Here is a 22,973-nt window from a genome sequence, read left to right as displayed (position 1 = left end):
TCACTGTCAGCGTAGGGCAGCGCGCGGACGACCGTCAGAGGAACGTCCGCCCCTCACCCCGGTACGTCGGCACGGTGTCCACCACCCGGTCGCCCTGGATCAGGTGCAGCTCCGCGAAGCGCTCGCACAGCTCACCCGCCTTGGCGTGCCGGAACCAGACCCGGTCACCGATCCGCAGGTCGTCCGCCGCCGAGCCGAGCAGCGGGGTCTGCACCTCGCCCGCGCCTTCCTGGGGGTCGTACTTCAGACCCGGCGGCAGGTAGGGCACCGGCGAGCGGTCGGGCCCGGCCGCGCCCGAGGCGGGGTAGCCGCCGCCGAGCACGGTGACCACACCGAGCCCGGGCCGGCGGACCACCGGCTGGGCGAACAGCGCGGCCGGACGTCCTTGGAACGAACGGTAGTTGTCGAACAGCCGGGGCACGTACAGACCGGACCCGGCGGCCACCTCGGTCACCGCGCGCTCGGCCACCGTGCTCTCCACGCTGCCGGTGCCGCCACCGTTCACGAACTCCAGCTCGGCCACCTCGCGCAGCCGCCGCACCACGGCGGCCCGCCGTACGGCCAGCTCCCGCCGGGCCTTGGCCTGCATCGCCTGGATCACCCGGGAGCGCACCGGCCGGCCCGCGATCAGGTCGCCGACGCCCGCGATGTGCCCCTCGTACGCCATCAGGCCGACCACCCGGAACCCCGGGCGCCGCTGCACCAGTTCGGCGAACGCGCCGAGCGCCTCGGGCGTCCGCAGCGGCGCCCGGCGGGCCCCGACCCGGAGCTTGCCGCCGAGCAGCTGGAGCGAGGTGTCCAGCTCCAGGCAGACCCGGACCTCCTCGCTGCCGGTGCGGGCCGCGTCGATCAGGTCGAGCTGCGCGGGGTCGTCCAGCAGCACCGTGACGGTGGCGGCCAGCTTGGGGTCACCGGTCAGCTCGGCGAAGCCGGACCGATCGGCCGACGGGTAGGCGAGCAGGATGTCCTCGAAGCCCTCCCGGGCCAGCCAGATCGACTCGGCCAGCGTGAAGCTCATCACCCCGGCGAACCCGTCCGTCGCCAACACCCGCTCCAGCAGCGCCCGGCAGCGCACCGACTTGCTGGCCACCCGGACCGGCTTGCCGTTCGCCCGGCGGGCCAGATCGGCGGCATTGGCGTCGAAGGCGTCCAGGTCCACGACCGCCAGTGGCGCGTCGAGGTGCGCGGTGGCCCGGTCATAGCGGGCTCGGTCGGCGGCGAGGCCGGGAACGGCGTGGTTGACCATGGCCGCAGACTGCCACACGCCTGTACTGATGGGTAGGGGTATCAGCCCGTCAGCTCGGTCGTCAGCTGGGCCGTCAGCGCCCCGGTGGCCGCCTCGGCCAGCGACTCCACGGTGTCGATCCCGCGCTGCTGGTCCGCCGAGCCCTCACTGAGCACCGCCACCAGGAGTTCCCGCCCGTCGTGGGTGACCCGGCCGATGCTGTTCACCACCCAGAGCCCGGTGGCCGTTCTGGGCAGCCAGCCGTTCTTCAGGGTGTACGCGCCGTCCTGGTCGGCGGCCGAGACGCCCCAGTCCTGATCGGTGGCGACCTGGCCCATCAGGCCCTGCAGGTACGCCTGCCGGTCGGCCGTCAGCGGCGACTCGGTGCCGAACACCACCTGGAGCAGCCGCAGTTGATCGGCGGCGGTGGTCTCGGTCAGCCCCCAGTGGCCGTCCGCCCCGGCCGTGGTGGCGGTCAGCCCGAAGGCCCGGTTCGCGGCATCGAGCCCGGCCGCCTCACCGACCGCCGTGTAGAGCGTGTCGGCGGCGGTGTTGTCGCTCTGCTCGATCATCAGCGTCGCGGCCGCCCGCTCGGCAGCCGTCAACTCCCGCCCCGCCTGCTGCCGTTGCCAGAGCAGCGCGGCCAGGATGTCCGCCTTGGCGATGCTCGCGGTGACGAACGACCCGGTCCCGTACGAGGCGCTCACCCCGCTCTCGGTGTCCAGCACCGCGACGGACACCGCACCCTGCGCGGCCACCGCCGCGGCGGCGGCCTGGACGGCGGGGGTGGGGTCGGGGTCGGTGGGAGTGGGAGAGGCGGAGGCGGTCACGGGCTGGACGTTCGCCACTGGGGTCGACCGGCTCGGCGGGGCCTGGAGCAGGTAGAGCGCCACTGCGGCCAGGGCCAGCACCAGGGCTGCCGCCAGGGTGCGGAGGGGACGTTGCTTCCGGTGAGTACCTGCCATGCGGTCGAGGTTCGGCGCCGCCGATGGGTCCCGGCTGAGCCGGGGGTGAGTGCCGGCTGAGAATCCGCGGGACCGGTTGGCATACGCTCACCGGGTGGACCAGAAGAACATCCCGAACCCCGGATTCGCCGACGACGACGGCACCGCCGACCCCCGCCTGAGCGCGGCGCTCACCGCCTGGGCGGCCGACCGCAGCGGGGAGCCGGAGCTGCTGGCCGCGCTGACGGCCAGTCGGCTGATGGTCCCGATCGTGGCCCTGCTCGGCGAGGTGGAGACCGATGCCAACGGGCTCAAGCACGAGAAGACCAGCGACATGGCCGTCCCGCTGATCGAGGCCGCCGACGGGCGCCGGGCGCTGCCCGCCTTCACCTCACTGGAGAGCCTGATCCGCTGGCGCGCCGACGCCCGGCCGGCGCCGGTGGCCGGGCCGCAGGCCGCGATGGTGGCCTACTCCGAGCGGGCCGACACCCTGCTGATCGACCCGGCCGGGCCGGTGTCGTACCCGGTGGCCGGCGCACGGCTGCGGGCGCTCGCCGAGAACCGGCCCTACCTGCCGCCGGTCGAGGACCCGGAGGTCCGGGCGGCGGTCGCGGCGCTGCTGGCGGCCGAACCGGCCGTGCTCCGCTCCGAGCTCCGGCCCGGCACCGAGACCGACGCCGTCCTCGCCATCGCCCTCGCTGACGGCACCCCGGTCCAGGAGCTCGCCCAGCGGCTGGCCTCGGCCCTCGCGGCCGACCCGGTCCTCCGGGTGCGGCTCAACCGGGGGTTGGACCTGGCTCTGCTTCCGCAGGGCTGAGCTTTTTGCAGATGCTCAGCGGTTGACTACCCAGGGGCTCGGGGAACTGCGAGGAGATCTGGCGTGTGGGTCACTGCGAAAGTGCCTGACCAGCTACGCACGGATCACCTTGTACGAGGTCGGCGTCGCAGTTCCCCGAGCCCCTGGTCTGCTCTGGCTGATCGCAGTGCCCGAGCCCCTGGCGTGTGCCTCAGCTGTAGACGGGCCCCGTGAACTTCTCGCCCGGGCCGGTGCCCGGGGTGTCCGGGATGAGGGAGGCCTCGCGGAAGGCGAGCTGCAGGGAGCGGAGGCCGTCGCGGAGCGGGGCGGCGTGGAAGTTGCTGATCTCGGGGGCTCCGGCGGTGACCAGGCCGGCCAGGGCGGTGATCAGCTTGCGGGCCTCGTCGAGGTCCTTGTCCTTCTCGCCGCCCTCGGCGAGCCCGCACTTGACGGCGGCCGCGCTCATCAGGTGCACCGCTACGGTGGTGATCACCTCGACCGCGGGGACCTCGGCGATGTCGCGGGTGAGGTCGTCGAAGCCGATCTCGTCGTTGGGGGTGCTGTCGCTCACGGGGGCTCACTTCTCAGTGGAAACGGGTACACCTGGGAGCGTACAGAGGAGCGGCCCGCCGTCCGGCCACCGGCCCGGGGGCCCGCCCGGGGCCCGGAATACCACCCTCGGCGGAAACGCTGTATGCTTCGAGACTGACCGGCCAGGACACCGCAAGGTGACCCGGCCAGCAAGTGGAGGCTCCACTCACAGGAGGCCCGAGAGGGCAACCGCGAAAGTCTCCCACCCGCATCGTCCTCGCGGTCGACGGGTCCGGTCCGCGACACCTGAGCCGCAAGGTTCCAGCGAGTCGCCGAGCAGCGCCCTTCGAAAGAAGGAGCCGCCCCCGGTTGTGTGGAGCCCCGCTTGTGTACCGAGCGGGGCTTTTTTCGTGTCGCGGTGCGTACGCCAGTGGGCAGCGCAGCACGAATGAAGCCCCGCCCAGTGGTCGAGTCCACTACGTGCGACCGCCGTCCGACGGTCGCAGCGCAGAAGGTGCAACCAAGGAGGCCCCATCAGCACCGAGCCCCGCATCAACGACCGGATTCGCGTCCCCGAGGTGCGACTCGTCGGTCCCAGCGGCGAGCAGGTCGGCATTGTGCCGCTTGCCAAGGCGCTGGAGCTCGCGCAGGAGTACGACCTCGACCTGGTCGAGGTCGCGGCGACCGCCCGGCCGCCGGTGTGCAAGCTCATGGACTACGGCAAGTTCAAGTACGAGTCGGCCATGAAGGCCCGTGAGGCGCGCAAGAACCAGGCGCACACGGTCATCAAGGAGATGAAGCTCCGGCCGAAGATTGACCCGCACGACTATGACACCAAGAAGGGTCACGTCGTCCGGTTCCTCAAGCAGGGTGACAAGGTCAAGATCACGATCATGTTCCGCGGTCGTGAGCAGTCCCGCCCCGAGCTGGGCTTCCGACTGCTGCAGCGGCTGGCGAACGACGTCCAGGACCTGGGCTTCGTGGAGTCCTCGGCCAAGCAGGACGGCCGAAACATGATCATGGTTCTTGGCCCGCACAAGAAGAAGACCGAGGCGATGGCCGAGGCCCGTGCGATCGCCGACGCCCGCAAGGCGGAGCGTCAGGGTCGCACCGGTAGCCCGGACGACGCTCTGGACGAGGCCGACGACGCCGCTCTCGAGGCCGAGAACGCGGCGCTCGAGGCGGAGGCGGACGAGGACGACGACACCGATGAGGTGGACGTCGACGAGACCGCCGAGGTCGAGACCGAGACCGCCGAGGTCGAGAAGCCGGCCGAGACCACTCAGGACGCCTGAGCGGTTCGGTCAACGAGGTAGTGGGGCGTCCCGCCCCACCCACCAGATCCATCCAGTCCCCGCCCGGGCGGCAACGCGCGGGCGGGGGCGGACCGACGAGGAGATACGGCGACATGCCGAAGCAAAAGACCCACAGCGGCGCCAGCAAGCGCTTCAAGATCAGCGGCTCCGGCAAGGTGCTGCGCGAGCGTGCCGGCCGTCGCCACCTGCTCGAGCACAAGCCGTCGACGCTGACCCGCAAGCTGGCCGGCACCGTCGTGGTTTCCCCCGCCGACGCGAAGAAGATCAAGAAGCTTCTCGGCAAGTGATCGCCTCCTGCGGCCGATGGCCGCAGGACCCCGGCTGATCCTTTCCGACCCATTCGTTTACGGACCGCGTGAAGTAGTCCGTGGTCCAACCCAAGGAGTAATGAAGTGGCACGCGTCAAGCGGGCAGTAAACGCCCACAAGAAGCGCCGGGTCATCCTCGAGCGGGCCAGCGGTTACCGCGGCCAGCGGTCGCGCCTGTACCGCAAGGCCAAGGAGCAGGTCACCCACTCGCTCGTTTACAACTACAACGACCGCAAGAAGCGCAAGGGTGACTTCCGTCAGCTCTGGATCCAGCGCATCAACGCTGCGGCCCGTGCCAACGGCATCACGTACAACCGCTTCGTGCAGGGTCTGAAGATCGCGAACGTCGAGATCGACCGCAAGATGCTGGCCGAGCTGGCCGTCAACGACCCGGGCGCGTTCGCCACGCTCGTCGAGGTCGCCCAGAAGGCGCTGCCCGAGGACGTCAACGCCCCGCGCGTCGCCGCCTGAATCTGATCCTTCCGAGGATCGGCAGCACAGCTGACCCACCCAGACCCGCAGGTTCGCCTGCGGGTCTGTGTGCTTCCGGCCCGCTGACACACCGTCACACCGTCACCGCGTCACCCAGAGACGAGACCATGCAGAGCACCGAACCTCCCCTGCTCACCTCCCTGCGTTCGCCCCGCGTGATCGCCGCCCGCAAGCTGGCCAAGCGCAACCAGCGGAGCAAGGAGCGGCGCTTCCTGGCCGAGGGCCCGCAGGCGGTGCGCGAGGCGGTCGCGTACGGGCGGCTGGCGGGCTCGGGGGAGCACGCGGTGGTGGAGATCTACCTCACGCTGGAGGCGGCCGAGCGGCACGCCGAGATCGTGGACGCGGCGCTGGCCGAGGGCCTGCCGGTGCTCACCGCGACCGACGAGGTGATCGGTGAGATCTGTGACACCGTCACCCCGCAGGGCATCGTGGCGCTCTGCCGGTTCCTGGACACCCCCTTCGAGCAGGTGCTCGCGATGGAGCCGCAGCTGGTCGCCGTGCTGGCGCACGTGCGCGACCCCGGCAACGCGGGCACCGTGCTGCGCACCGCCGACGCGGCCGGGGCGGACGCGGTGATCCTCACCGACGCCTCGGTGGACCCGTACAACCCGAAGGCGGTCCGGGCCTCGGTGGGCAGCCTGTTCCACCTGCCGTTCGCAGTCGGGGTGCCGGTCGAGCAGGCGGTCGCCCGGCTGCGCGAGGCCGGCGTCCGGGTGCTGGCCGCCGACGGGGCGGGGGACCGGGACCTCGACCAGGAGCTGGACGAGGGCACCCTCGGCGCGCCCGGGGCCTGGGTCTTCGGCAACGAGGCCTGGGGTCTGCCGGAGGAGACCCGCGCACTCGCGGACGAGGTGGTGCGCGTACCCATCCACGGACACGCCGAGAGCCTGAATCTCGCCACGGCCGCCGCCGTGTGCCTGTACGCCTCCGCGCGCGCCCAGCGGTCGCCCGGAGGGTGTCGCGCGAAGGGGTAGGAGCGCTAGGGTCGGACGGTGGGGGCACAGACACGGTGGGTAAGCGGGGAGGGCACCCATGGCCGGTAGCGGCACCGAACTGGACTTGGACGACCTGCCGGACGGCCTTGTGGTCGCCGACGCGTCCGGTGCGGTGGTCCGTTTCAACCGGGCCGCCGCCCGGCTGACCGGCGTCCGGCCGGAGGCGGTGCTCGGCGTGCCGCTGGAGCAGGCGCTGCCGCTGGAGGATCTGGACGGCCGCCGCTGGTGGCCGCTGACCGATCCGTACGGCGGGCTGCCGATCCGGACCGGGCAGCCCGAGCGGAACCTGTTACTGCCCGGCAGCCGGGAGGTGCTGGTCTCCGCCCGGTACGTCCGGGAGGGGCCGCGCGGGCCGGTCCGGCAGGTGGTGGTGGCGCTGCGCGGCACCGAGGCGCGCCGCCGGACGGAGCGCAGCCACGCCGAGCTGATCGCCACCGTCGCGCACGAGCTGCGCTCCCCGCTGACCAGTGTGAAGGGCTTCACCAAGACGCTGCTGGCCAAGTGGGAGCGCTTCACCGACGGCCAGAAGCGGGTGATGCTGGAGACCGTGGACGCGGACGCCGACCGGGTCACCCGCCTGATTGCCGAGCTGCTGGACATCTCCCGGATCGACGCCGGGCGGCTGGAGCTGTACAAGCAGGTGGTCGACCTGCCGGCCGCGGTCCGCCGGCACGTCGAGGGCAAGCTCGCGGCGGGCATCGCGCCCGACCGCTTCGACATCCGGATCGAGCAGCCGCTCACCCAGCTCTGGGCCGACCCGGACAAACTCGACCAGGTGCTGGCCAACCTGCTCGAAAATGCCGTGCGGCACGGTGAGGGAACTGTCACGATCGAGGTGGCGCCCGCCAAGGAAGTGGTGGAGAGCGCCGGTCGGGAACGGGTCCTGGAAGGGACGGCGGTGACGGTGAGCGACGAGGGCAGCGGGATTCCGGAGGAGTCCATGCCGCGCGTCTTCACCCGCTTCTGGCGCGGCTCCAAGCGCGGCGGCACCGGCCTCGGCCTCTACATCGTCAAGGGCATCGTGGAGGCCCACGGCGGCACCATCCGGATCAGCCGGGCGCCCTCCGGCGGCGCCTGCTTCCGATTTATCCTGCCCGCCGGAGTGCCCGACTTCATGCTCTGAGGAAGTCCGGCCCGGCGGGCGGTTCGCAGGCTGCGACTACACTCGACCTTTGCGTTGTGTGACGCCCTGCGCGGCTGTGCCGCGGACACCCTTCCTGAGCGATACGGGAGCGGCTGCCCGTGCCCCGGCCACGCAGTGCGTAGCGCAAGGGCGAGGCACCCCTTCACGAGCAGGAGCACGGGAAAGATAGAGATGTCGGCACCCAATAAGTCTTACGACCCGGTAGAGGTCGAGGCACTCAAGCCCGAAGAGGTCGAGCGCGCCCGGGACGAGGCCCTCGCGGCCTTCGCCGCGGCCGGCACCCTCGAGGAGCTCAAGCAGGCCAAGGTCGCGCACACCGGCGACCGCTCGGCCCTGTCGCTCGCCAACCGCGAGATCGGCGCGCTGCCCCCGCAGGCCAAGGCGGCGGCCGGCAAGCTGATCGGCCAGGCCCGCGGCGCGGTCAACCAGGCGCTGGCGAAGCGTCAGGTCGAGCTGGAGGCGGAGCGGGACGCCCGCGTGCTGGTCGAGGAGGCGGTGGACGTCACGCTGCCGTACGACCGCACCCCGCGCGGCGCCCGGCACCCGCTCACCACGCTGGCCGAGCGGATCGAGGACACCTTCGTGGCCATGGGCTACGAGGTCGCCTCGGGCCCCGAGGTCGAGGCCGAGTGGCTCAACTTCGACGCGCTCAACCTGCACGAGGACCACCCGGCCCGGTCGATGCAGGACACCTTCTTCGTGCAGGCCCCGGACGGCTCCGCCGACTCCGGTGTGGTGCTGCGCACCCAGACCTCGCCGGTGCAGATCCGCACCATGCTCGACCGCGAGCCGCCGCTGTACGCGGTGAGCCCCGGCCGGGTGTACCGGACGGACGAGCTGGACGCCACCCACACCCCGGTGTTCCGCCAGGTCGAGGCCATCGCGGTGGACGAGGGCATCACCTTCGCCGACCTCAAGGGCACCATCGAGCTGCTGGTCGAGAAGCTGATCGGCGGCGGCCTGGAGCTGCGCTGGCGGCCCTCGTACTTCCCGTTCACCGAGCCGAGCGCCGAGATCGACCTGCAGTGCTTCGTCTGCCGGGGCGAGAGCGTCGGCAACCCGGACCGCCCCTGCCGGACCTGCTCCTCCGAGGGCTGGATCGAGCTCGGCGGCTGCGGCGTGGTCAACCCGCGCGTGCTGGTCGCCTGCGGGGTGGACCCGCAGCGCTACAGCGGCTTCGCGTTCGGCCTGGGCCTGGAGCGCATTCTGATGAACCGCCACAACGTCGCCGACATGCGCGACATGGTCGAGGGTGACGTCCGCTTCACCCTCCCGTTCGGGATGGAGATCTGATGCGCGTCCCGCTTTCCTGGCTGCGCGAGTACGTCGAAATTCCGGCGGGTGAGACCGGCCGCGACGTCGCCGCCCGACTGGTCCGCGCCGGTCTCGAGGTGGAGACCGTCGAGCAGCTCGGCGCCGACCTCAAGGGCCCGCTGGTGGTCGGTCAGGTGCTCTCGATCGAGGAGCTGGCCGGTTTCAAGAAGCCGATCCGGCACTGTTTCGTGAACGTCGGCGACGCCAACGGCACCGGCGAGCCGCAGGAGATCGTCTGCGGCGCGACCAACTTCGCCGTCGGCGACAAGGTGGTCGTGGTGCTCCCGGGCGCCGTGCTGCCCGGCCCGTTCCCGATCGCCGCCCGGCAGACCTACGGCCACACCTCGGCCGGCATGATCTGCTCGGCCCGCGAGCTGGGCATGGGCGACGACCACAACGGCATCATCGTGCTCCCGCCGGAGTACGAGCCCGGCACCGACGCGATCGAGCTGCTCCAGCTGGTCGACGAGGTGCTGGACATCGCGGTCACCCCCGACCGCGGCTACTGCCTCTCGATGCGGGGTGTGGCCCGTGAGGCCGCCGCCGCGTACGGGCTGCCGCTGGCCGACCCGGCGCTGCTCGACGTGCCGCCGGCCAACTCCTACGGCTACCTGGTCAAGGTGGCCGACCCGGTCGGCTGCGACCGCTTCGTGGCCCGCACCGTCACCGGCGTGGACCCGGCCGCGCAGTCGCCGATCTGGCTCCAGCGCCGGCTGCAGAAGTCGGGCATCCGCCCGATCTCGCTGACCGTCGACATCACCAACTACGTGATGCTCGAGGTCGGTCAGCCGCTGCACGCCTACGACCGCGACCGGGTGGACGGCCCGATCCAGGTCCGCCGCGCGGCCGAGGGCGAGACCCTCACCACGCTGGACGGCACCGAGCGGAAGCTGTCCACCGAGGACCTGCTGATCTGTGACAACTCGGGCCCGATCGGGCTCGCGGGTGTGATGGGCGGCGCCTCGACCGAGATCGTCGACCCGGTGACCGACCCGGAGACCGGTGTCACCACCGGCTCGACCGAGATCATCATCGAGGCGGCGCACTTCGAGCCGGTCTCCATCGCCCGTTCGGCGAAGCGGCACAAGCTGCCCTCCGAGGCGTCCAAGCGCTTCGAGCGCGGCGTCGACCCGGAGGCCGCCCGGGCCGCCGCGCAGCGCGCGGTGGACCTGCTGGTGCTGATCGCTGGCGGCACCGCCGAGGCGGGCGTCACCGACATCGCCGCGCCGCACCCGGTGCGCACCATCGCGATCGACGCGGACCTGCCGGACCGGGTCGCGGGCACCGAGTACGGCCGCGAGACCGTCACCCGGCGCCTGCAGGAGATCGGTGCCACCGTCGCGGGCGCCGACATCCTGGAGGTCACCCCGCCGAGCTGGCGGCCCGACCTGACCGACCCGTACGACCTCGCGGAGGAGGTCATCCGGCTGGAGGGCTACGACAACGTCCCCGCCCGGATGCCGATGGTGCCGCCGGGCCGCGGTCTGACCGAGGCCCAGCGCTTCCACCGCCGGACCGGCGTGGCGCTGGCCGGGGCGGGCTTCGTCGAGGTGAACAACTACCCGTTCATCGGCGAGGCCGCGCTGGACGCGCTCGGCCTGGACGCGGGCGACGCCCGCCGACGGACCGTCAAGCTGGTCAACCCGCTGAACGACGAGGAGCCCTCGCTCCGCACCTCGCTGCTGCCGGGCCTGCTCGGCGCGCTGCGGCGGAACATCGGCCGCGGCAACACCGATCTGGCGATCTTCGAGATGGGTACGGTCTTCCTGCCCAAGCCGGAGCTCAAGGTGGCGCCGCGACTGCCCGTCGACCGCCGCCCGAGCGCCGAGCAGCTGGCCGAGCTGGACGCGGCCCTGCCGCACCAGCCGCGCCGGGTCGCCGTCGCGCTGGCCGGCGAGCGGCTGCCGTCCGGCTGGTGGGGCAAGGGCGCCGGGGCCTCCTGGGCGGACGCCGTCGAGGCGGCCCGTACGGTGGCCCGCGCCGCCGGGGTCGAGCTGACGGTCCGCCAGGCGCAGTACGCGCCGTGGCACCCGGGCCGGTGCGCCGAGCTCTCGGTGGCCGGCACCGTGGTCGGCCACGCCGGTGAGCTGCACCCGCGGGTCATCAAGGCGCTGCACCTGCCGGAGCGCACCTGCGCGATGGAGCTCGACCTGGACCTGCTGGGCGCCGACCTGTCCGGCCGGGTCTCAGGACCGCCGGTCTCCGGCTACCCGGTGGCCACCCAGGACGTGGCGCTGATCGTCGACACCGCCGTCCCCGCCGCCGAGGTGGAGACCGCGCTGCGCGACGGGGCGGGCGAACTGCTGGAGTCGCTGCGGCTGTTCGACGTCTTCACCGGCGAGCAGGCGGGCGAGGGCAAGAAGTCGCTGGCGTACACGCTGCGGTTCCGCGCCGTCGACCGGACGCTGACCGCGGAGGAGGCCACGGCCGCCCGCGAGTCGGCGGTGGCGACCGCCGCCGCCCGTACGGGCGCGGTGCTGCGCGGCGCCTGACGCCCGTCCTCGCAGGTCAGCAGGGCCCCGTCCCCGGTTCGCCGGGGGCGGGGCCCTGTTTTGTTTTGGGCTCAACTGCCGGATTTTTGGTGCAAGTTGTGGCCGGGCTCTTGCGGTACGGGTGGTGGGCGCGCTTCAATCCTGTCCAGTTAGGAAAGTTTCCTAATCCCCTGGCCTTACGGAGCGCCCCCCATGCACGCGCTGAACCGTCGTACCGCCATCACCGGCCTGCTGGCCGCCACCCTCTCCGTCACCCTGCTCGGCGGCACCTCGCAGGCCGCCGCCGTCGGGCTGGACGACCCCGCGAAGAAGGAGATCGCGATGAAGCTGGTCTCCAGCGCGGAGAACTCCTCGCTGGACTGGAAGGCCCAGTACAAGTACATCGAGGACATCGGCGACGGCCGCGGCTACACCGCCGGCATCATCGGCTTCTGTTCCGGCACCGGCGACATGCTCGACCTGGTCGAGTACTACACCCAGGTCAAGCCCGGCAACATCCTGGCCAAGTACCTGCCCGCACTGCGCAAGGTGGACGGCACCGACTCGCACACCGGCCTCGGCTCCGCCTTCGAGCGCGACTGGGCCACCGCCGCCAAGGACTCGACCTTCCAGCAGGCCCAGAACCACGAGCGCGACCGGGTCTACTTCAACCCGGCGGTCAGCCAGGGCAAGGCCGACGGCCTGCGCGCGCTGGGCCAGTTCGCGTACTACGACGCCATCGTGATGCACGGCAACGGCGGCGACCCCACCAGCTTCGGCTCGATCCGCAAGCGCGCCCTCGCCAAGGCCAAGACCCCCGCCCAGGGCGGCGACGAGACCACCTACCTGAACGCCTTCCTGGACGCCCGGAAGTGGGCCATGCAGCAGGAGGAGGCGCACAGTGACACCAGCCGGGTGGACACCGCGCAGCGGGTCTTCCTGAAGGCGAAGAACTTCGACCTCAACCCGCCGCTCAAGTGGAAGGTCTACGGCGACAGCTTCAGCATCAACAGCTGACGCCGATGGCTTGGTAAGGGCTGCCGCCGCCATAATGTCGCGGTGCGTCCCACGGGGGACGTTTCACTTGCGAACGAGGGGCCGTCATGGCCGACGTGTGCACATCCTGCGGGACGAGTCCTGCTGTCGGTCAGAACGGCCGCTGCGCGGATTGCGCGGGCGGTGCGCCGGATGCTGGTACTCGGCGGGATCGCCGATGCCCGCTACGAACTTGCCGACAGTGCATCCGAGTTGAACGCCGCAGGCGACTGGATGGTGGCGGCGGACGTGCTGGGCCTGGTGGCCGCGTTGCTGGCGGTCCAGGTGGTGGAACGGATCAGCGCGCTGCAGGAGAGCAGGGCGGCCCAGGTGTGGGCGGTGCCGGTGGGGGCACCGCAGGGCTGACGCTGGGCCGGTCCGAGGGGCGGGGTGTGGGCTTGTGGGGGCCCGCACCCCGCCCGACGTCTGTCAGCAGCCGTTCAGGACCGAGGTGAGGGCGGACTTCTCGGCGGTGTCCACGGTGAGGTTGTAGTAGTACTTCACCTGCACCCAGGCCCGCACGTAGGTGCACTGGTAGGCGGCGCGCGGCAGCCAGGTGGAGGGGTCCTGGTCGCTCTTGGTCTGGTTGCTGTTGTCGGTGACCGCGATCAGCTGAGGCCGGGTCAGGTCGTTGGCGAAGGCCTGCCGCTGGGCGGTGGTCCAGGCCCAGGCGCCGGAGCGCCAGGCCTCGGCGAGCGGGACCATGTGGTCGATGTCGATGTCGCTGGAGGCGGTCTCGGTGATGTCGTCGTACGGGCTGTACCAGGAGCCCGAGGTGGCGGCACAGGAGGAGTTGACCACCACGTTGACGCCGTCCCGCTTGAGCACCGTCTCGCGGGTGTTGCAGGTGCCGGAGACGGTGCTCCAGTGCGGGAAGAGGGCGCGGTCGTAGGTCGAGGCGTGCGAGTCGGCGGCGACGGTCAGCGCGGCCAGGTAGGTCCGGGCGGTGGCGGCCGACACCGGCGTCGGCAGGGCGGCCTGAGCGGGAGCGGCGAGGCCGATCAGGGCGGCCGAGGCCAGGACGGCGGCACCGGCCGCGGCGGCGGCGCGACGAACTCGGGACATGGCGAACTCCAGTACTCGACGGGGGAGTTGGGGCACCCGAGCGCTCGGGTGGATGCGCTCCGCCATCATGGAGGGCCACTGGTTTACGCGGGTAGACCCGGGAGGTAAATTTCTGACGGTGGGTCTTCACCGGAACCGCCTGCGGATGCGGCCGGGAGGAGCAGCGGTGATCCTTGGAGGATCCGATCGCTGCACAGGAAGGACCGAGCCGTGTTCGACAAGCTGAAGAGCATGATCAAGGGCCACGAGGACACCGTGCGGACGGGCGTCGACAAGGCGGGGGACATGGTCGACGACAAGACCGGCGGCAAGTACAGCGGCCAGGTCGACACCGCCCAGCAGAAGCTCAACGAACAGCTCGGCACCCAGGAGCCGCCCGCGCCGCAGTAACGCGCACACGACAGGGCCCCGTACCGATCGCGGTACGGGGCCCTGTCGTGCGCTGCCTGGGTCAGCTCGCGGTGTAGTCGTAGAAGCCGCGGCCGGACTTGCGGCCGAGCAGGCGGGCGTCGACCATCCGGGAGAGCAGCGGGGGAGCGGCGTACAGCTGCTCCTTGTACTCGTCGTACATGCTGTCGGCGATCGACAGGATGGTGTCCAGGCCGATCAGGTCGCAGAGGCGGAGCGGGCCCATCGGGTGGGCGCAGCCGGCCTCCATGCCCTTGTCGATGTCGGCGGCGGTGGCGACGCCCGACTCGAACATCCGGACCGCCGAGAGCAGGTACGGGACGAGCAGGGCGTTGACCACGAAGCCGGCCCGGTCGCGGGCCCGGATCGGCTCCTTGCCGAGCACCTGGACGGCGAAGTTCTCGGTCCTGGCGGTGGTCTCGGCGGAGGTGGTGAGGGTCGGGATGACCTCGACCAGGCGCTGGACCGGGGCCGGGTTGAAGAAGTGCAGGCCGATCACCTGCTCCGGGCGGGAGGTGGCGGCGGCCAGCTTCACGATCGGGATCGAGGAGGTGTTGGAGGCCAGGATGGCGTCCCGGCGCTCGATCACCTGGTCCAGGGTCTGGAAGATCTTGTTCTTGATCTCCTCCTGCTCCGCCACCGCCTCGACCACCAGGTCGCGGTCGGCGAAGTCGCCCAGGTCGGTGGTGAAGGCGATTCGGGACAGGGTCTCGGCGCGCTGCTCGTCCGTCAGCTTTCCGCGCTGGACGGCGGTGGCGAGCGAGTTGCCGAGCCGGGTCCGGCCGAGCTCCAGGGCCTCCCCGCTGGCCTCCGAGACCAGCACGTCCAGGCCCGAGCGGGCGAAGACCTCAGCGATGCCCGACCCCATGAGGCCGCAGCCGACTACTCCGACGCGCGCGATGTCACTCACTCAGTTGCCCTCTTCACGGTGGAGCTGGGGGTGCCCAGCATGCGTTACGGCGGGGGCGCGCCGGTGTCGTGGCCGTACGTGCCGCCCGGACGACGGTACTACCCGGCTACCGGCGAGTTCATCTCCGGTCCGGGATGTGATCTTCGTCGGACGGTGCGGGTACGAATGCTGAGCCGATCGGATGACAAGCGGCCCGGTCGGCCCTGGTGATCCAACTCGGACGGCCGGACGGCCCGAAGAATACGGAGCAGTCGAGGAGGGAGCACGTACGCATGCCTACGGGATCACTCGCAGGGCAGGTCGCGCTGGTCACCGGGGCGGGCCGCGGGATCGGGCGGGAGATCGCCATCGGGCTGGCCGCCGAGGGGATGGCGGTGGGGCTGGTCGGCCGCAATCACGGGGTGCTGGTGGAGACCCTCAGACAGTGCGTGCGGCACGGCGCGCGCGGGGTCGCGGTGACCGCCGACGTGACCAGGCCGGGCGCGGTGCGGGAGGCGGTCCGAGCGGTCGAGCGCGATCTCGGGCCGGTCGACTTCCTGGTCAACAACGCCGGTCAGGTGGACCGGGACGAGGTGCCGCTCTGGGAGACCGACCCGGCCCAGTGGTGGCAGGTGGTGGAGACCAACCTGCGCGGCCCGTACAACCTGCTGCGCAGCGTGCTGCCGGGGATGGTGGAGCGGGGCCGGGGGCGGGTGGTGAACCTCAACTCCGGGTTCGCGCTGCGGCCGGACGGCCACTACACCGCGTACGCCACCTCCAAGGGGGCGCTGCTCCAGCTCTCCGACAACATTGCCGACTCGCTGGCCGCGCACCACGTGGTGGTGCTCGACATCAGCCCGGGGGCGGTGCAGACCGACATGACGGCCGGTATGCCGATGTTCAAGGACATGAAGGCCTGGGGCAGCATCCCGTACATGGTGGCGGTCACCGTGGACGCGGCCCGGGGCCGGTTCGACGCGCTGCACGGCCGGTTCATCCACGCGGGCCGGGACAATCTGGAGCAGCTGGTGGCCCGGGCCGAGGCGATCCGGGAGTCCGATGCCAGGACGCTGCGGCTGCGGGCCTACGGCGAGGACGATCCGATGGGCTGAGCCGTTTTCGTCCTATTGACGATAAATGGCTCGAGCCGTTATCGTCATGGGGACGATTAAAGCTGTCCAGAGGGGGACTCCATGGCCGACATCACCAGGCGTTTCGGCTTCCGGCATCTGCGGGCCGCGCCGACCTCGCACGTGCGGCACCTGAGCGGGGGGAAGCTCGTGCACGACGGCACCGGGCTGGCGTTCTGGTTCCGGCCGCGCACCGCCGCGATCTCCGAAGTGCCCGCCGACGACCGCGAGTTGGCGATGCTGTTCCACGCCAGCACGGCCGACTTCCAGGACCTCACCGTCCAGGCCGCCGTGACCTACCGGATCGTGGACGCCGCGGTGGCCGCGACCCGGGTGGACTTCGGCATCGACCCCGACACCGGACGCTGGCGGGCCGAACCGCTGGACCAGCTCGGCACGCTGCTGACCGACATCGCCCAGCAGTACGCTCTGGAGCTGATCGCCCGCACCTCGCTCGCCGAGGCGCTGGCCGACGGCATCACCGCGCTGCGGCACCGGATCTCCGAGGGCCTGGCCGACGAGCAGCGGCTCTCCGAGACCGGGCTCGCGGTGGTCGCGGTGCGGATCACCGCGCTGCGGCCCGAGGCGGAGATGGAGCGGGCGCTGCGCACCCCGACCCGCGAGCAGGTCCAGCAGGACGCCGACCGGGCCACCTACGAGCGGCGGGCCGTGGCGGTCGAGCGGGAGCGCGCGATCGCCGAGAACGAGCTCGCCAGTCAGATCGAGCTCGCCCGCCGCGAGGAGCAGTTGGTCGAGCAGCAGGGCGCGAACGCCCGCCGGCTGGCCGAGCAGAACGCGGCCGCCGATGGCATCAGGGCCGAGGCCGAGGCGGTCCGCCGCACCCGGCTCGCCGCCGCCGAGGCGGAGGCCGCCCGGATCCTGGCCAGTGCCCAGGCCGACTCCGACCGGGACCTCGGCGCGGCGAAGGCCGAGGCCGAGGCCGCCTGGCTGACGGCGCATCAGCAGGCCGGTCCCGAGGTGCTGCGGGCGCTCGCGCTGATCAGGCTGGCCGAGCACCTGCCGAACATCGACAGCATCACGCTCACCCCCGACGTGCTGACCGGCCTGCTGACCGGCCTGCTGACCAGGCTGGGCGCCGAGCGGTGAGCCTGGCACCCCGGGTGGTGCTGGTGCACCGCCGCACCGAGTACGAGGAACTGCTCGCCCGGCACGGCTCGCGCGGGCAGGCGTCCTTCTTCACCGGCTCGCGCGGCCGCTCGCTCGCGGAGGTGGAGGAACGCCACCACCGTGCGCTGGCCGCGCTCGCCGAGGTGACGGCCGCGGTGCCGCTGGACTGGCGGCGCAGCCGGGTCGAGCGGGCCGACCTGGACCGCTTCCTCTTCTCTCCCGAGGACCTGGTGGTCGTGGTCGGCCAGGACGGGCTGGTGGCCAACGCCGCCAAGTACCTCTCCGGTCAGCCGGTGATCGGCATCGACACCGAGCCGGGCCGCAACCCCGGCGTGCTGGTCCGGCACCGGGCCGAGCAGGCCGGGCGGCTGCTGCGGGCCGCCGTCGGCCCGGGCGGGGAAGGGCAGTTGGAGGACCGCACCATGGTGGAGGCGGTCGCCGACGACACCCAGCGGCTGCTCGCCCTGAACGAGATCTACCTCGGCCAGAGCGGCCACCAGACCTCCCGCTACCGGCTGGCCGCCGGGGACGGACCGGAGGAGGCGCAGGCCTCCTCGGGCGTCCTGGTCGGCACCGGGACGGGGGCGACCGGCTGGTGCCGCTCGGCCGCACTGGAGCGGCGCAGCGCGCTGCCGCTGCCCGGGCCGACCGCCGCCGCGGTGGCCTGGTTCGTCCGGGAGGCCTGGCCCTCGCCCGCCACCGGCACTTCGCAGGTCGAGGGCGTACTGGGCGACGGCGAAGGGCTGACCCTGACCGTCGAGTCGGACCGGCTGATCGCCTTCGGGGACGGCGTCGAGTCGGACGCGCTCCAGCTGAGCTGGGGTCAGACCGTCCGGGTGGGGGTGGCGGCGCAGCGCCTGCGGCTGTTCGCCTGAGCGTCTAGTCGGTGAGGCCGCCCGGGGGCTGGGCCGGGCCGGGGCCGAGGGTGGTGGTGCCGGGGGCGGCGCGGTGGCCGAGGCCGGTGCGGTAGACGTCGAGGGCGAGGTCGGTCCGGCCGGTGCGGCGGTACAGGTCGCCGAGCAGGCGGCAGAGGTCGGCCAAGTCGCCTGCCGCGCCGGTCTGTTCGAGCAGGGAGAGGGCGCGGACGTAGTGTTCCTCGGCGTCCTCGGGGGCGCCCTGCTCGTCGGCGATCAGGCCGAGCAGGCGGTGCGCCCCGGCGGCGTGCACGGCGCCCCGGTGCGGGCCGAGCCGGTCGAGCAGGGCGTGCAGCAGCCGGCCGGCCTCCTGGTGCCGGCCCCGGCGGCGGAGCACGTCGGCGAGCTCCACGTCCACCTGGTGGGTGAAGAGTTCGGCCTGCTGGACGGCCAGCATCTCGCGGGCGGTGCGCAGTTCGCGCTCGGCCTCCGCCAACTGTCCGGCCTGGGAGTGCACGTAGCCGCGCATCCAGTGGCACTTGGCCAGGTCGGAGCTCAGCCGTAGCCGCTGGTAGAGCTGCTGGGCGCGGGCCAGTGAGGCGTCCGCCTCGGCGATCCGCCCGGCGGCGATCAGGGTGCGGGCGACGCTGCGGTGCAGCCCGGCGACCAGCGCCGGGTCGGTGGCGGTGGGGGCCAGCGCGAGGGCCAGTTCGGCGGCCTGGGCGGCGCGGGTGTGCGCGCCCATGTCCATGTACGGGCCGATCACGGCGGCGTAGAGCAGCAGCAGGGCGTCCGGGTCGGGCAGTCCGGCGGCGTTCAGCTGGTCGATCGCGGTCTCCAGCAGGTAGCAGGAGTACCGGAGTTCGCCGGAGAGAAGGTACGCCACCGCGCGGCCCCGGACGGCGGCCGCGCGCTGCGGCAGCGGCTGGTCGGCGAGCAGCTGCTCGGCCGCCTCGAAGTGCTCCCTGGCCTGCTCCAGCCGCCCGCTCTCCAGTGCGCACTCGCCGAGCCCGAGCAGGGCGGCGGGGCGGACGGCCGCCACCTCCTCGCGTTCGGCCCGCTCCAGCACGGCGGCGAAGCCGTCGCCCGCCGGCCCCGGCCGTCCGGCCGCGAGCAGGGCCTGGGCCTCGGTCAGGGCGAGCCGCAGCTCGGTGGCCAGCTGGGCGGGACGGCCGGTGGCCAGCTCGTCCTGGGTGACGCCGAGCCGCTCGGCCAGGTAGCGCAGGGCGGTCTCGGAGGGGCGGACCCGGCCGGCCTCCAGGGTGGAGACGTAGGCGGCGGTGTACCCGTCGCCGGCCAGCGCCCGCTGGGTCAACCCGCGTTCCCGGCGCAGCTGTTGCAGTCGCTGCCCGATCGCGGCGGCGTCGGTCCGCACCGTCATGCCCACGTCCTCCCAGGTCGCCCGCCGTGCCGTCTGCCAGTGGCGTCCGCCCCATTGTCGGGGCACCGGCGGGTGGCCTACATTAACTCACCACTTAAGTCTGATTAATCGTCAACTTACCTCCCCGGGAGGACCCTCGTGCACCGCAGCAGAATCAGCACCCTCGCCCTGGCCGGCGCGCTCGCCCTGGCCGCGCTCGGCAGCACCCCCGCCTCGGCGGCCCCCGCCCCGGTGACCCGCCCCGGGCACCAGGTGGAGAGCTTCGCCGAGGACGGCACCATCTCCCGCGCCGAGGCCCCGGCGAACTCCCCGTTCGCCACCGCGCCCGCGCTCTCGGCAGCGGCGGGCGTGGCGGGCGTGGCGGGGGACGGCACGGTGACCCCGATCGTGCAGAGCGGTGCCACCGCCGCCAAGCTCGACATCGTGATGATCGGCGACGGCTACACCGCCGACCAGCAGGCGAAGTTCCGCGCCGACGCCACCGCCAAGTGGCAGGAGATCTCGGCCGTCGAGCCGTACAAGACGTACCGCGGCCTGTTCAACGTCTGGGCCGTCGAGGCCGTTTCGGCCCAGTCCGGGGTGACCGGCGACCCGGACCAGGCCACCGTGCGGCAGACCGCGCTCGGCTCGTACTTCTGGTGCGACGGCGTCGAGCGGCTGCTCTGCGTGGATACCGACGCGGTGGAGCGGTACGCCGCCAAGGCCCCGCAGGCCGACCTGGTGGTCGTGGTCGCCAACAGCACCAAGTACGGCGGCGCGGGCTACAACGACGTGGTCTCCTCGCTCGGTTACTCGGGCATCGCCACCGTGGCGGGCGGCAACGCGCTGTCCGGACAGATAGCCGTGCACGAGACCGGGCACTCGCTCGGCCTGCTCGCCGACGAGTACTTCTACGCAGGCCAGGGGACGTACCAGGGCAAGGAGCCCGGCGAGGCCAACATCACCAAGCAGACGGCGGCTCAGCTGCGCCGCAGTCACACCAAGTGGTACCGCTGGCTCGGCCAGACCTCGCCGGACGGTGGCACCGTCGGCGCCTACCTGGGCGGCGGCTACTACCCGCAGGGGCTGTACCGGCCGACCGACAACTCGATCATGCGGTCGCTCGGCCGGGAGTTCAACCTCCCCGGCCGGGAGGCGATGATCGCCGGGTTCTACCGCTACGCGAGCACGCTGGCCAGCGCCACCCCCACCACGGCCAAGCTCACCCCGGCCGACCGGCTGAGCGTCGAACTCCCGGCGCCCGGTACCCGGTTGCGCTGGTACCTGGACGGCCGCGAGCTGACCGCGCTGCGCGACCGCACCGAGCTCGCCCTCACCGAGCTGAAGCTGACCGGTCCGAAGGACCGCTCGCACCGCCTCACCGCCGTGGCCACCGACCCGACCACCGCCGTCCGCGACCCCGAACTGCGGGCCGGCCTCACCGACTCGCTCAGCTGGGAGTTGACCTCCTCCCCGCGCTGAGCCGTGGGGAAGCCGGCCGTGCGTGCTGCGCGTGTGCGCACGGCCGGTGTCGGCGCTTCACGTCTCCTGTCGGTGGGCAGGGTCTACGCTGTGACCGGCGGCCACCACGTGCCAGGAGGACATGTGCAACGCGGCGAAGTCTGGTGGACCGAGTTCGACGAGCGGCGGCCGGTCGTCCTGCTCTCAGGAGACGACGCCTCCGGGTTCCAGGCGATGCAGGTGGTCGCTCCGGCCGGCGTCGACATCAGCGCTCTGGGTGTCGAAGTGGCGGTTGGCGTCGTGGCAGGGCTGCCCTTCGAAGGTGTGCTGCGGTTCGCGTTCCCGCGTCCGGGTTTCACCCCTTGTACCTGGCTGACCACCGTGTCCGGAGACGACCTGATCGAGCGGGCGGGGGCCCTGTCCGCCACGAAGCTCAGCGAGATCGAGGAGGCTCTCCGTCTCGGCGGACTCGGGTAGACGGAGAAGGAGCGGGCGTGGCGGCGACTGAAACGGATCTCGTGCTCAAGCGGTTCGTCTCCGAGATACGGCTTGCGGTGCCGACGGCGGCAGTGTGGGCACACGGTTCACTCGCGCTGGGCGACTTCCAGCCCGGGCGCAGCGATCTTGACCTCATCGCGATCGTCGAAAGCCCGTTGGACGGCGGGCAGCAGGATCGGCTGACGGGCATTCACCGGCGACTGCAGGACGAAGAGCCCGCCGCGGCCAAGCTGCACTGCTCATACATGGTCGGAACAGCGCTCTCCGAGGCAGAGACCCGTCATTTCACCTGGGCTCAAGGCATGCTCATGGAACGCCCGGTGACACCGGTCACCCGCCGGGAGCTGCTCGACGGTGGGCTCACCCTTCACGGTCCGACGCCGACGGAACTGCTTCCGCCGCTCGCCCGCGGGCAGCTGGAGGAGTTCATCCGGCGCGACTTGGCGGAGTTCTGGCTTCCGGCCACGGGCAAACCCTGGCTCTGGATGCGGGACATCTGGGTGGACCTGGGCCTGCTGGTCCTGGCCCGCGCCACCGTCACGCTGCGCGACGGGCGGCTGATCACGAAGGGCGAGGCCCTGGCGGAACTGCTGGAACTCGGTGCGCCCGCGGACGTGGTCCGTGACATCCGCGACCGCCGCTATGCAGATCCCGAGCCGATCGGCCGTCTGCGACGTGTCCGCCGAGCGATGCGTGCCCGCGCCTTCGTGCGCCGCGGGATCAGGCGCGCTCTGGCGCAGTGACCTGCGCAGCTTCGCGGCTCCGGGCCGCGACCCAGCTCAGGTGAGCCGTGTGCACCTTGCGCCAGAGGCGGTCGCGGTCGGCCCGGCCGAGGTCGGCGAGGGTGAGGCCGAAGACGTCCGCGAGAGCGGTGAACCAGTCGGTGGGCTCCAGGAGTTCGGACTCGGTACGGCCGGTGGTGTCGGTACGGACCAGCACCACGCCGCGCAGCGCGTCCGTCCCCTCGGCGTCCCGGCGCAGCACGCAGGACGGGCCCGCGAACGGGGAGTCGGGCGAGGTCGAGAGCCACTCGTGCCGAGCCAGGAAGTCGGCCTGGCCGGCGGGTTCGGCGCGGAAGTCCATACCGGGGAACGAACCCTGCGGGTCGTGGCTGAAGCGCCAGCCGCCCGGTTCGGCCGCCGAGGGCGCCAGGCCGAAGGTGAACGGCCCCTGACGGTACGTCCCCTGATCCAGCGGCAGCGGCTCGTGCAGCGCGTCGCCGAGCCCGGTGTCCGCGAACCAGCGCCGCCCCTCGCACTCCACCGTCAGCGCCAGGTGGTTGGCGTTCGCCCCGGCCGGGACGGACGGGTCGGCCTGGACCCCGCCGACGTGCCACGTCACCCGGTAACCGAGCGCCGTCAGCAGCGCGGCGAACGCCCCGTTGAGGTGGAAGCAGTACCCGCCCCGCCCGGCCAGGATCCGCCGCACCGAGTCGGCCGGATCGATCGAGGTCGGCCGGCCCAGCTGGATCTCCAGCGTCTCGTACGGGACCCGCTCGACCTGCGCCCGGTGCAGCGCGAACAGCCCCTCCACCGTGGGCCGCCCCGGCCGGGCCACCCCGAGCCGCCGCAGGTACTGGTCGACCACCGCGTCCGTCAGCATGCAGGCA

24 protein-coding genes are annotated in these 22,973 nt (G+C 72.1%); 17 read left to right on the top strand and 7 right to left on the bottom strand.

The features are described 5' to 3' along the window. Nucleotides 1–34: 34 nt before the first annotated feature. The gene (locus F4556_RS04745) at nucleotides 35–1,246 is read right to left on the bottom strand and encodes an amino acid deaminase/aldolase (protein ID WP_184911864.1); all 1,212 of its coding nucleotides are present in this window, start codon (nucleotides 1,244–1,246) and stop codon (nucleotides 35–37) included. A gap of 41 nt (nucleotides 1,247–1,287) precedes the next feature. Next, nucleotides 1,288–2,190 (bottom strand): serine hydrolase, encoded by a 903-nt coding sequence (locus F4556_RS04740; protein WP_184911863.1) that lies wholly within the window; start codon nucleotides 2,188–2,190, stop codon nucleotides 1,288–1,290. 94 nt (nucleotides 2,191–2,284) lie between these two features. On the opposite strand from F4556_RS04740, the gene F4556_RS04735 reads away from it, so the two are divergent. Further along, nucleotides 2,285–2,986 (top strand): SseB family protein, encoded by a 702-nt coding sequence (locus F4556_RS04735; RefSeq protein ID WP_184911861.1) that lies wholly within the window; start codon nucleotides 2,285–2,287, stop codon nucleotides 2,984–2,986. 190 nt (nucleotides 2,987–3,176) lie between these two features. Here F4556_RS04735 and F4556_RS04730 read toward each other — a convergent pair whose 3' ends face one another. Continuing rightward, a complete protein-coding gene (locus tag F4556_RS04730; protein ID WP_184911859.1) occupies nucleotides 3,177–3,536 on the bottom strand; it encodes a DUF1844 domain-containing protein in 360 nt (119 codons plus the stop codon). Nucleotides 3,537–4,029: 493 nt separating this feature from the next. On the opposite strand from F4556_RS04730, the gene infC reads away from it, so the two are divergent. From infC to F4556_RS04685, 9 genes are all read left to right on the top strand, one after another. Then, entirely contained in the window at nucleotides 4,030–4,791 is a 762-nt protein-coding gene (gene infC, locus F4556_RS04725; RefSeq protein ID WP_313069167.1) for a translation initiation factor IF-3, read from the top strand. 113 nt (nucleotides 4,792–4,904) lie between these two features. Next, nucleotides 4,905–5,099 carry a 50S ribosomal protein L35 gene (rpmI, locus tag F4556_RS04720; protein WP_184911858.1) on the top strand — a complete coding sequence of 65 codons (195 nt, stop codon included), beginning with the start codon at nucleotides 4,905–4,907 and terminating at the stop codon, nucleotides 5,097–5,099. A gap of 105 nt (nucleotides 5,100–5,204) precedes the next feature. Continuing rightward, nucleotides 5,205–5,591, top strand: coding sequence for a 50S ribosomal protein L20 (rplT, locus tag F4556_RS04715; protein ID WP_184911856.1), 387 nt, complete (start codon nucleotides 5,205–5,207; stop codon nucleotides 5,589–5,591). A 128-nt stretch (nucleotides 5,592–5,719) separates the two neighbouring features. Further along, nucleotides 5,720–6,586, top strand: a complete 867-nt coding sequence (locus tag F4556_RS04710) for a TrmH family RNA methyltransferase (RefSeq protein WP_184911854.1) — start codon at nucleotides 5,720–5,722, stop codon at nucleotides 6,584–6,586. Nucleotides 6,587–6,644: 58 nt separating this feature from the next. After that, on the top strand, nucleotides 6,645–7,730 hold the full coding sequence (locus F4556_RS04705; protein WP_184911853.1) for a sensor histidine kinase: 1,086 nt from the start codon (nucleotides 6,645–6,647) through the stop codon (nucleotides 7,728–7,730). A 192-nt stretch (nucleotides 7,731–7,922) separates the two neighbouring features. Beyond that, nucleotides 7,923–9,044, top strand: coding sequence for a phenylalanine--tRNA ligase subunit alpha (pheS, locus tag F4556_RS04700; protein ID WP_184911851.1), 1,122 nt, complete (start codon nucleotides 7,923–7,925; stop codon nucleotides 9,042–9,044). Further along, entirely contained in the window at nucleotides 9,044–11,557 is a 2,514-nt protein-coding gene (gene pheT / locus F4556_RS04695; protein WP_184911849.1) for a phenylalanine--tRNA ligase subunit beta, read from the top strand. Before pheS ends, pheT begins: the two co-directional genes overlap by 1 nt. A 192-nt stretch (nucleotides 11,558–11,749) precedes the next feature. Continuing rightward, a complete protein-coding gene (locus F4556_RS04690; protein ID WP_184911848.1) occupies nucleotides 11,750–12,553 on the top strand; it encodes a chitosanase in 804 nt (267 codons plus the stop codon). Between the two features lie 171 nt (nucleotides 12,554–12,724). Beyond that, nucleotides 12,725–12,937, top strand: a complete 213-nt coding sequence (locus F4556_RS04685) for a hypothetical protein (protein WP_184911847.1) — start codon at nucleotides 12,725–12,727, stop codon at nucleotides 12,935–12,937. 63 nt (nucleotides 12,938–13,000) lie between these two features. On the opposite strand, the gene F4556_RS04680 is transcribed toward F4556_RS04685, so the two are convergent. Then, nucleotides 13,001–13,636 (bottom strand): HNH endonuclease family protein, encoded by a 636-nt coding sequence (locus tag F4556_RS04680; RefSeq protein ID WP_184911846.1) that lies wholly within the window; start codon nucleotides 13,634–13,636, stop codon nucleotides 13,001–13,003. A gap of 210 nt (nucleotides 13,637–13,846) precedes the next feature. Here F4556_RS04680 and F4556_RS04675 point away from each other — a divergent pair, with 210 nt between their 5' ends. After that, complete coding sequence (locus F4556_RS04675) at nucleotides 13,847–14,026, top strand: antitoxin (RefSeq protein WP_313068148.1); 180 nt, start codon at nucleotides 13,847–13,849, stop codon at nucleotides 14,024–14,026. A gap of 61 nt (nucleotides 14,027–14,087) precedes the next feature. Here the strand turns inward: F4556_RS04675 and F4556_RS04670 are convergent, their stop codons facing one another. Then, entirely contained in the window at nucleotides 14,088–14,954 is an 867-nt protein-coding gene (locus F4556_RS04670) for a 3-hydroxybutyryl-CoA dehydrogenase (protein ID WP_184911845.1), read from the bottom strand. A gap of 272 nt (nucleotides 14,955–15,226) precedes the next feature. Here F4556_RS04670 and F4556_RS04665 point away from each other — a divergent pair, with 272 nt between their 5' ends. The 3 genes from F4556_RS04665 to F4556_RS04655 all read left to right on the top strand — a co-directional run bounded on the left by F4556_RS04665 (nucleotide 15,227) and on the right by F4556_RS04655 (nucleotide 18,066). After that, on the top strand, nucleotides 15,227–16,045 hold the full coding sequence (locus F4556_RS04665; RefSeq protein ID WP_184911844.1) for an SDR family NAD(P)-dependent oxidoreductase: 819 nt from the start codon (nucleotides 15,227–15,229) through the stop codon (nucleotides 16,043–16,045). Between the two features lie 81 nt (nucleotides 16,046–16,126). After that, the gene (locus F4556_RS04660; RefSeq protein WP_184911843.1) at nucleotides 16,127–17,170 is read left to right on the top strand and encodes an SPFH domain-containing protein; all 1,044 of its coding nucleotides are present in this window, start codon (nucleotides 16,127–16,129) and stop codon (nucleotides 17,168–17,170) included. After that, nucleotides 17,167–18,066 (top strand): NAD(+)/NADH kinase, encoded by a 900-nt coding sequence (locus F4556_RS04655; protein ID WP_184911841.1) that lies wholly within the window; start codon nucleotides 17,167–17,169, stop codon nucleotides 18,064–18,066. The genes F4556_RS04660 and F4556_RS04655 overlap by 4 nt, the downstream gene beginning before the upstream one ends. Before the next feature lie 4 nt (nucleotides 18,067–18,070). Here F4556_RS04655 and F4556_RS04650 read toward each other — a convergent pair whose 3' ends face one another. Beyond that, nucleotides 18,071–19,426 (bottom strand): helix-turn-helix domain-containing protein, encoded by a 1,356-nt coding sequence (locus tag F4556_RS04650; protein ID WP_184911840.1) that lies wholly within the window; start codon nucleotides 19,424–19,426, stop codon nucleotides 18,071–18,073. Nucleotides 19,427–19,564: 138 nt separating this feature from the next. Here F4556_RS04650 and F4556_RS04645 point away from each other — a divergent pair, with 138 nt between their 5' ends. The 3 genes from F4556_RS04645 to F4556_RS04635 all read left to right on the top strand — a co-directional run bounded on the left by F4556_RS04645 (nucleotide 19,565) and on the right by F4556_RS04635 (nucleotide 22,107). Continuing rightward, nucleotides 19,565–20,887, top strand: a complete 1,323-nt coding sequence (locus tag F4556_RS04645; protein WP_184911838.1) for a M64 family metallopeptidase — start codon at nucleotides 19,565–19,567, stop codon at nucleotides 20,885–20,887. A gap of 90 nt (nucleotides 20,888–20,977) precedes the next feature. Beyond that, a complete protein-coding gene (locus F4556_RS04640) occupies nucleotides 20,978–21,343 on the top strand; it encodes a type II toxin-antitoxin system PemK/MazF family toxin (protein WP_313068147.1) in 366 nt (121 codons plus the stop codon). A gap of 17 nt (nucleotides 21,344–21,360) precedes the next feature. After that, a complete protein-coding gene (locus F4556_RS04635; RefSeq protein ID WP_184911837.1) occupies nucleotides 21,361–22,107 on the top strand; it encodes a nucleotidyltransferase domain-containing protein in 747 nt (248 codons plus the stop codon). Here F4556_RS04635 and F4556_RS04630 read toward each other — a convergent pair. Beyond that, nucleotides 22,085–22,966 carry an arylamine N-acetyltransferase family protein gene (locus F4556_RS04630; RefSeq protein WP_184911835.1) on the bottom strand — a complete coding sequence of 294 codons (882 nt, stop codon included), beginning with the start codon at nucleotides 22,964–22,966 and terminating at the stop codon, nucleotides 22,085–22,087. The genes F4556_RS04635 and F4556_RS04630 overlap by 23 nt on opposite strands. Nucleotides 22,967–22,973: the final 7 nt, after the last annotated feature.

It is taken from the genome of Kitasatospora gansuensis, from assembly GCF_014203705.1.
GTDB lineage: Bacteria > Actinomycetota > Actinomycetes > Streptomycetales > Streptomycetaceae > Kitasatospora > Kitasatospora gansuensis.
This window is presented reverse-complemented; position numbering and strand designations above follow the sequence as displayed.

What these genes read in the sequence shown, in the direction of transcription:
- F4556_RS04685 (WP_184911847.1), top strand. Translation starts at nt 12,725, where the DNA reads ATGCTGGTACTCGGCGGGATCGCCGATGCCCGCTACGAACTTGCCGAC.
- F4556_RS04710 (WP_184911854.1), top strand. Translation starts at nt 5,720, where the DNA reads ATGCAGAGCACCGAACCTCCCCTGCTCACCTCCCTGCGTTCGCCCCGC.
- pheT (WP_184911849.1), top strand. Translation starts at nt 9,044, where the DNA reads ATGCGCGTCCCGCTTTCCTGGCTGCGCGAGTACGTCGAAATTCCGGCG.
- rpmI (WP_184911858.1), top strand. Translation starts at nt 4,905, where the DNA reads ATGCCGAAGCAAAAGACCCACAGCGGCGCCAGCAAGCGCTTCAAGATC.
- F4556_RS04680 (WP_184911846.1), bottom strand. Translation starts at nt 13,636, where the DNA reads ATGTCCCGAGTTCGTCGCGCCGCCGCCGCGGCCGGTGCCGCCGTCCTG.
- F4556_RS04745 (WP_184911864.1), bottom strand. Translation starts at nt 1,246, where the DNA reads ATGGTCAACCACGCCGTTCCCGGCCTCGCCGCCGACCGAGCCCGCTAT.
- F4556_RS04690 (WP_184911848.1), top strand. Translation starts at nt 11,750, where the DNA reads ATGCACGCGCTGAACCGTCGTACCGCCATCACCGGCCTGCTGGCCGCC.
- F4556_RS04650 (WP_184911840.1), bottom strand. Translation starts at nt 19,426, where the DNA reads ATGACGGTGCGGACCGACGCCGCCGCGATCGGGCAGCGACTGCAACAG.
- F4556_RS04630 (WP_184911835.1), bottom strand. Translation starts at nt 22,966, where the DNA reads ATGCTGACGGACGCGGTGGTCGACCAGTACCTGCGGCGGCTCGGGGTG.
- pheS (WP_184911851.1), top strand. Translation starts at nt 7,923, where the DNA reads ATGTCGGCACCCAATAAGTCTTACGACCCGGTAGAGGTCGAGGCACTC.
- F4556_RS04705 (WP_184911853.1), top strand. Translation starts at nt 6,645, where the DNA reads ATGGCCGGTAGCGGCACCGAACTGGACTTGGACGACCTGCCGGACGGC.
- F4556_RS04665 (WP_184911844.1), top strand. Translation starts at nt 15,227, where the DNA reads ATGCCTACGGGATCACTCGCAGGGCAGGTCGCGCTGGTCACCGGGGCG.
- F4556_RS04660 (WP_184911843.1), top strand. Translation starts at nt 16,127, where the DNA reads ATGGCCGACATCACCAGGCGTTTCGGCTTCCGGCATCTGCGGGCCGCG.
- F4556_RS04740 (WP_184911863.1), bottom strand. Translation starts at nt 2,190, where the DNA reads ATGGCAGGTACTCACCGGAAGCAACGTCCCCTCCGCACCCTGGCGGCA.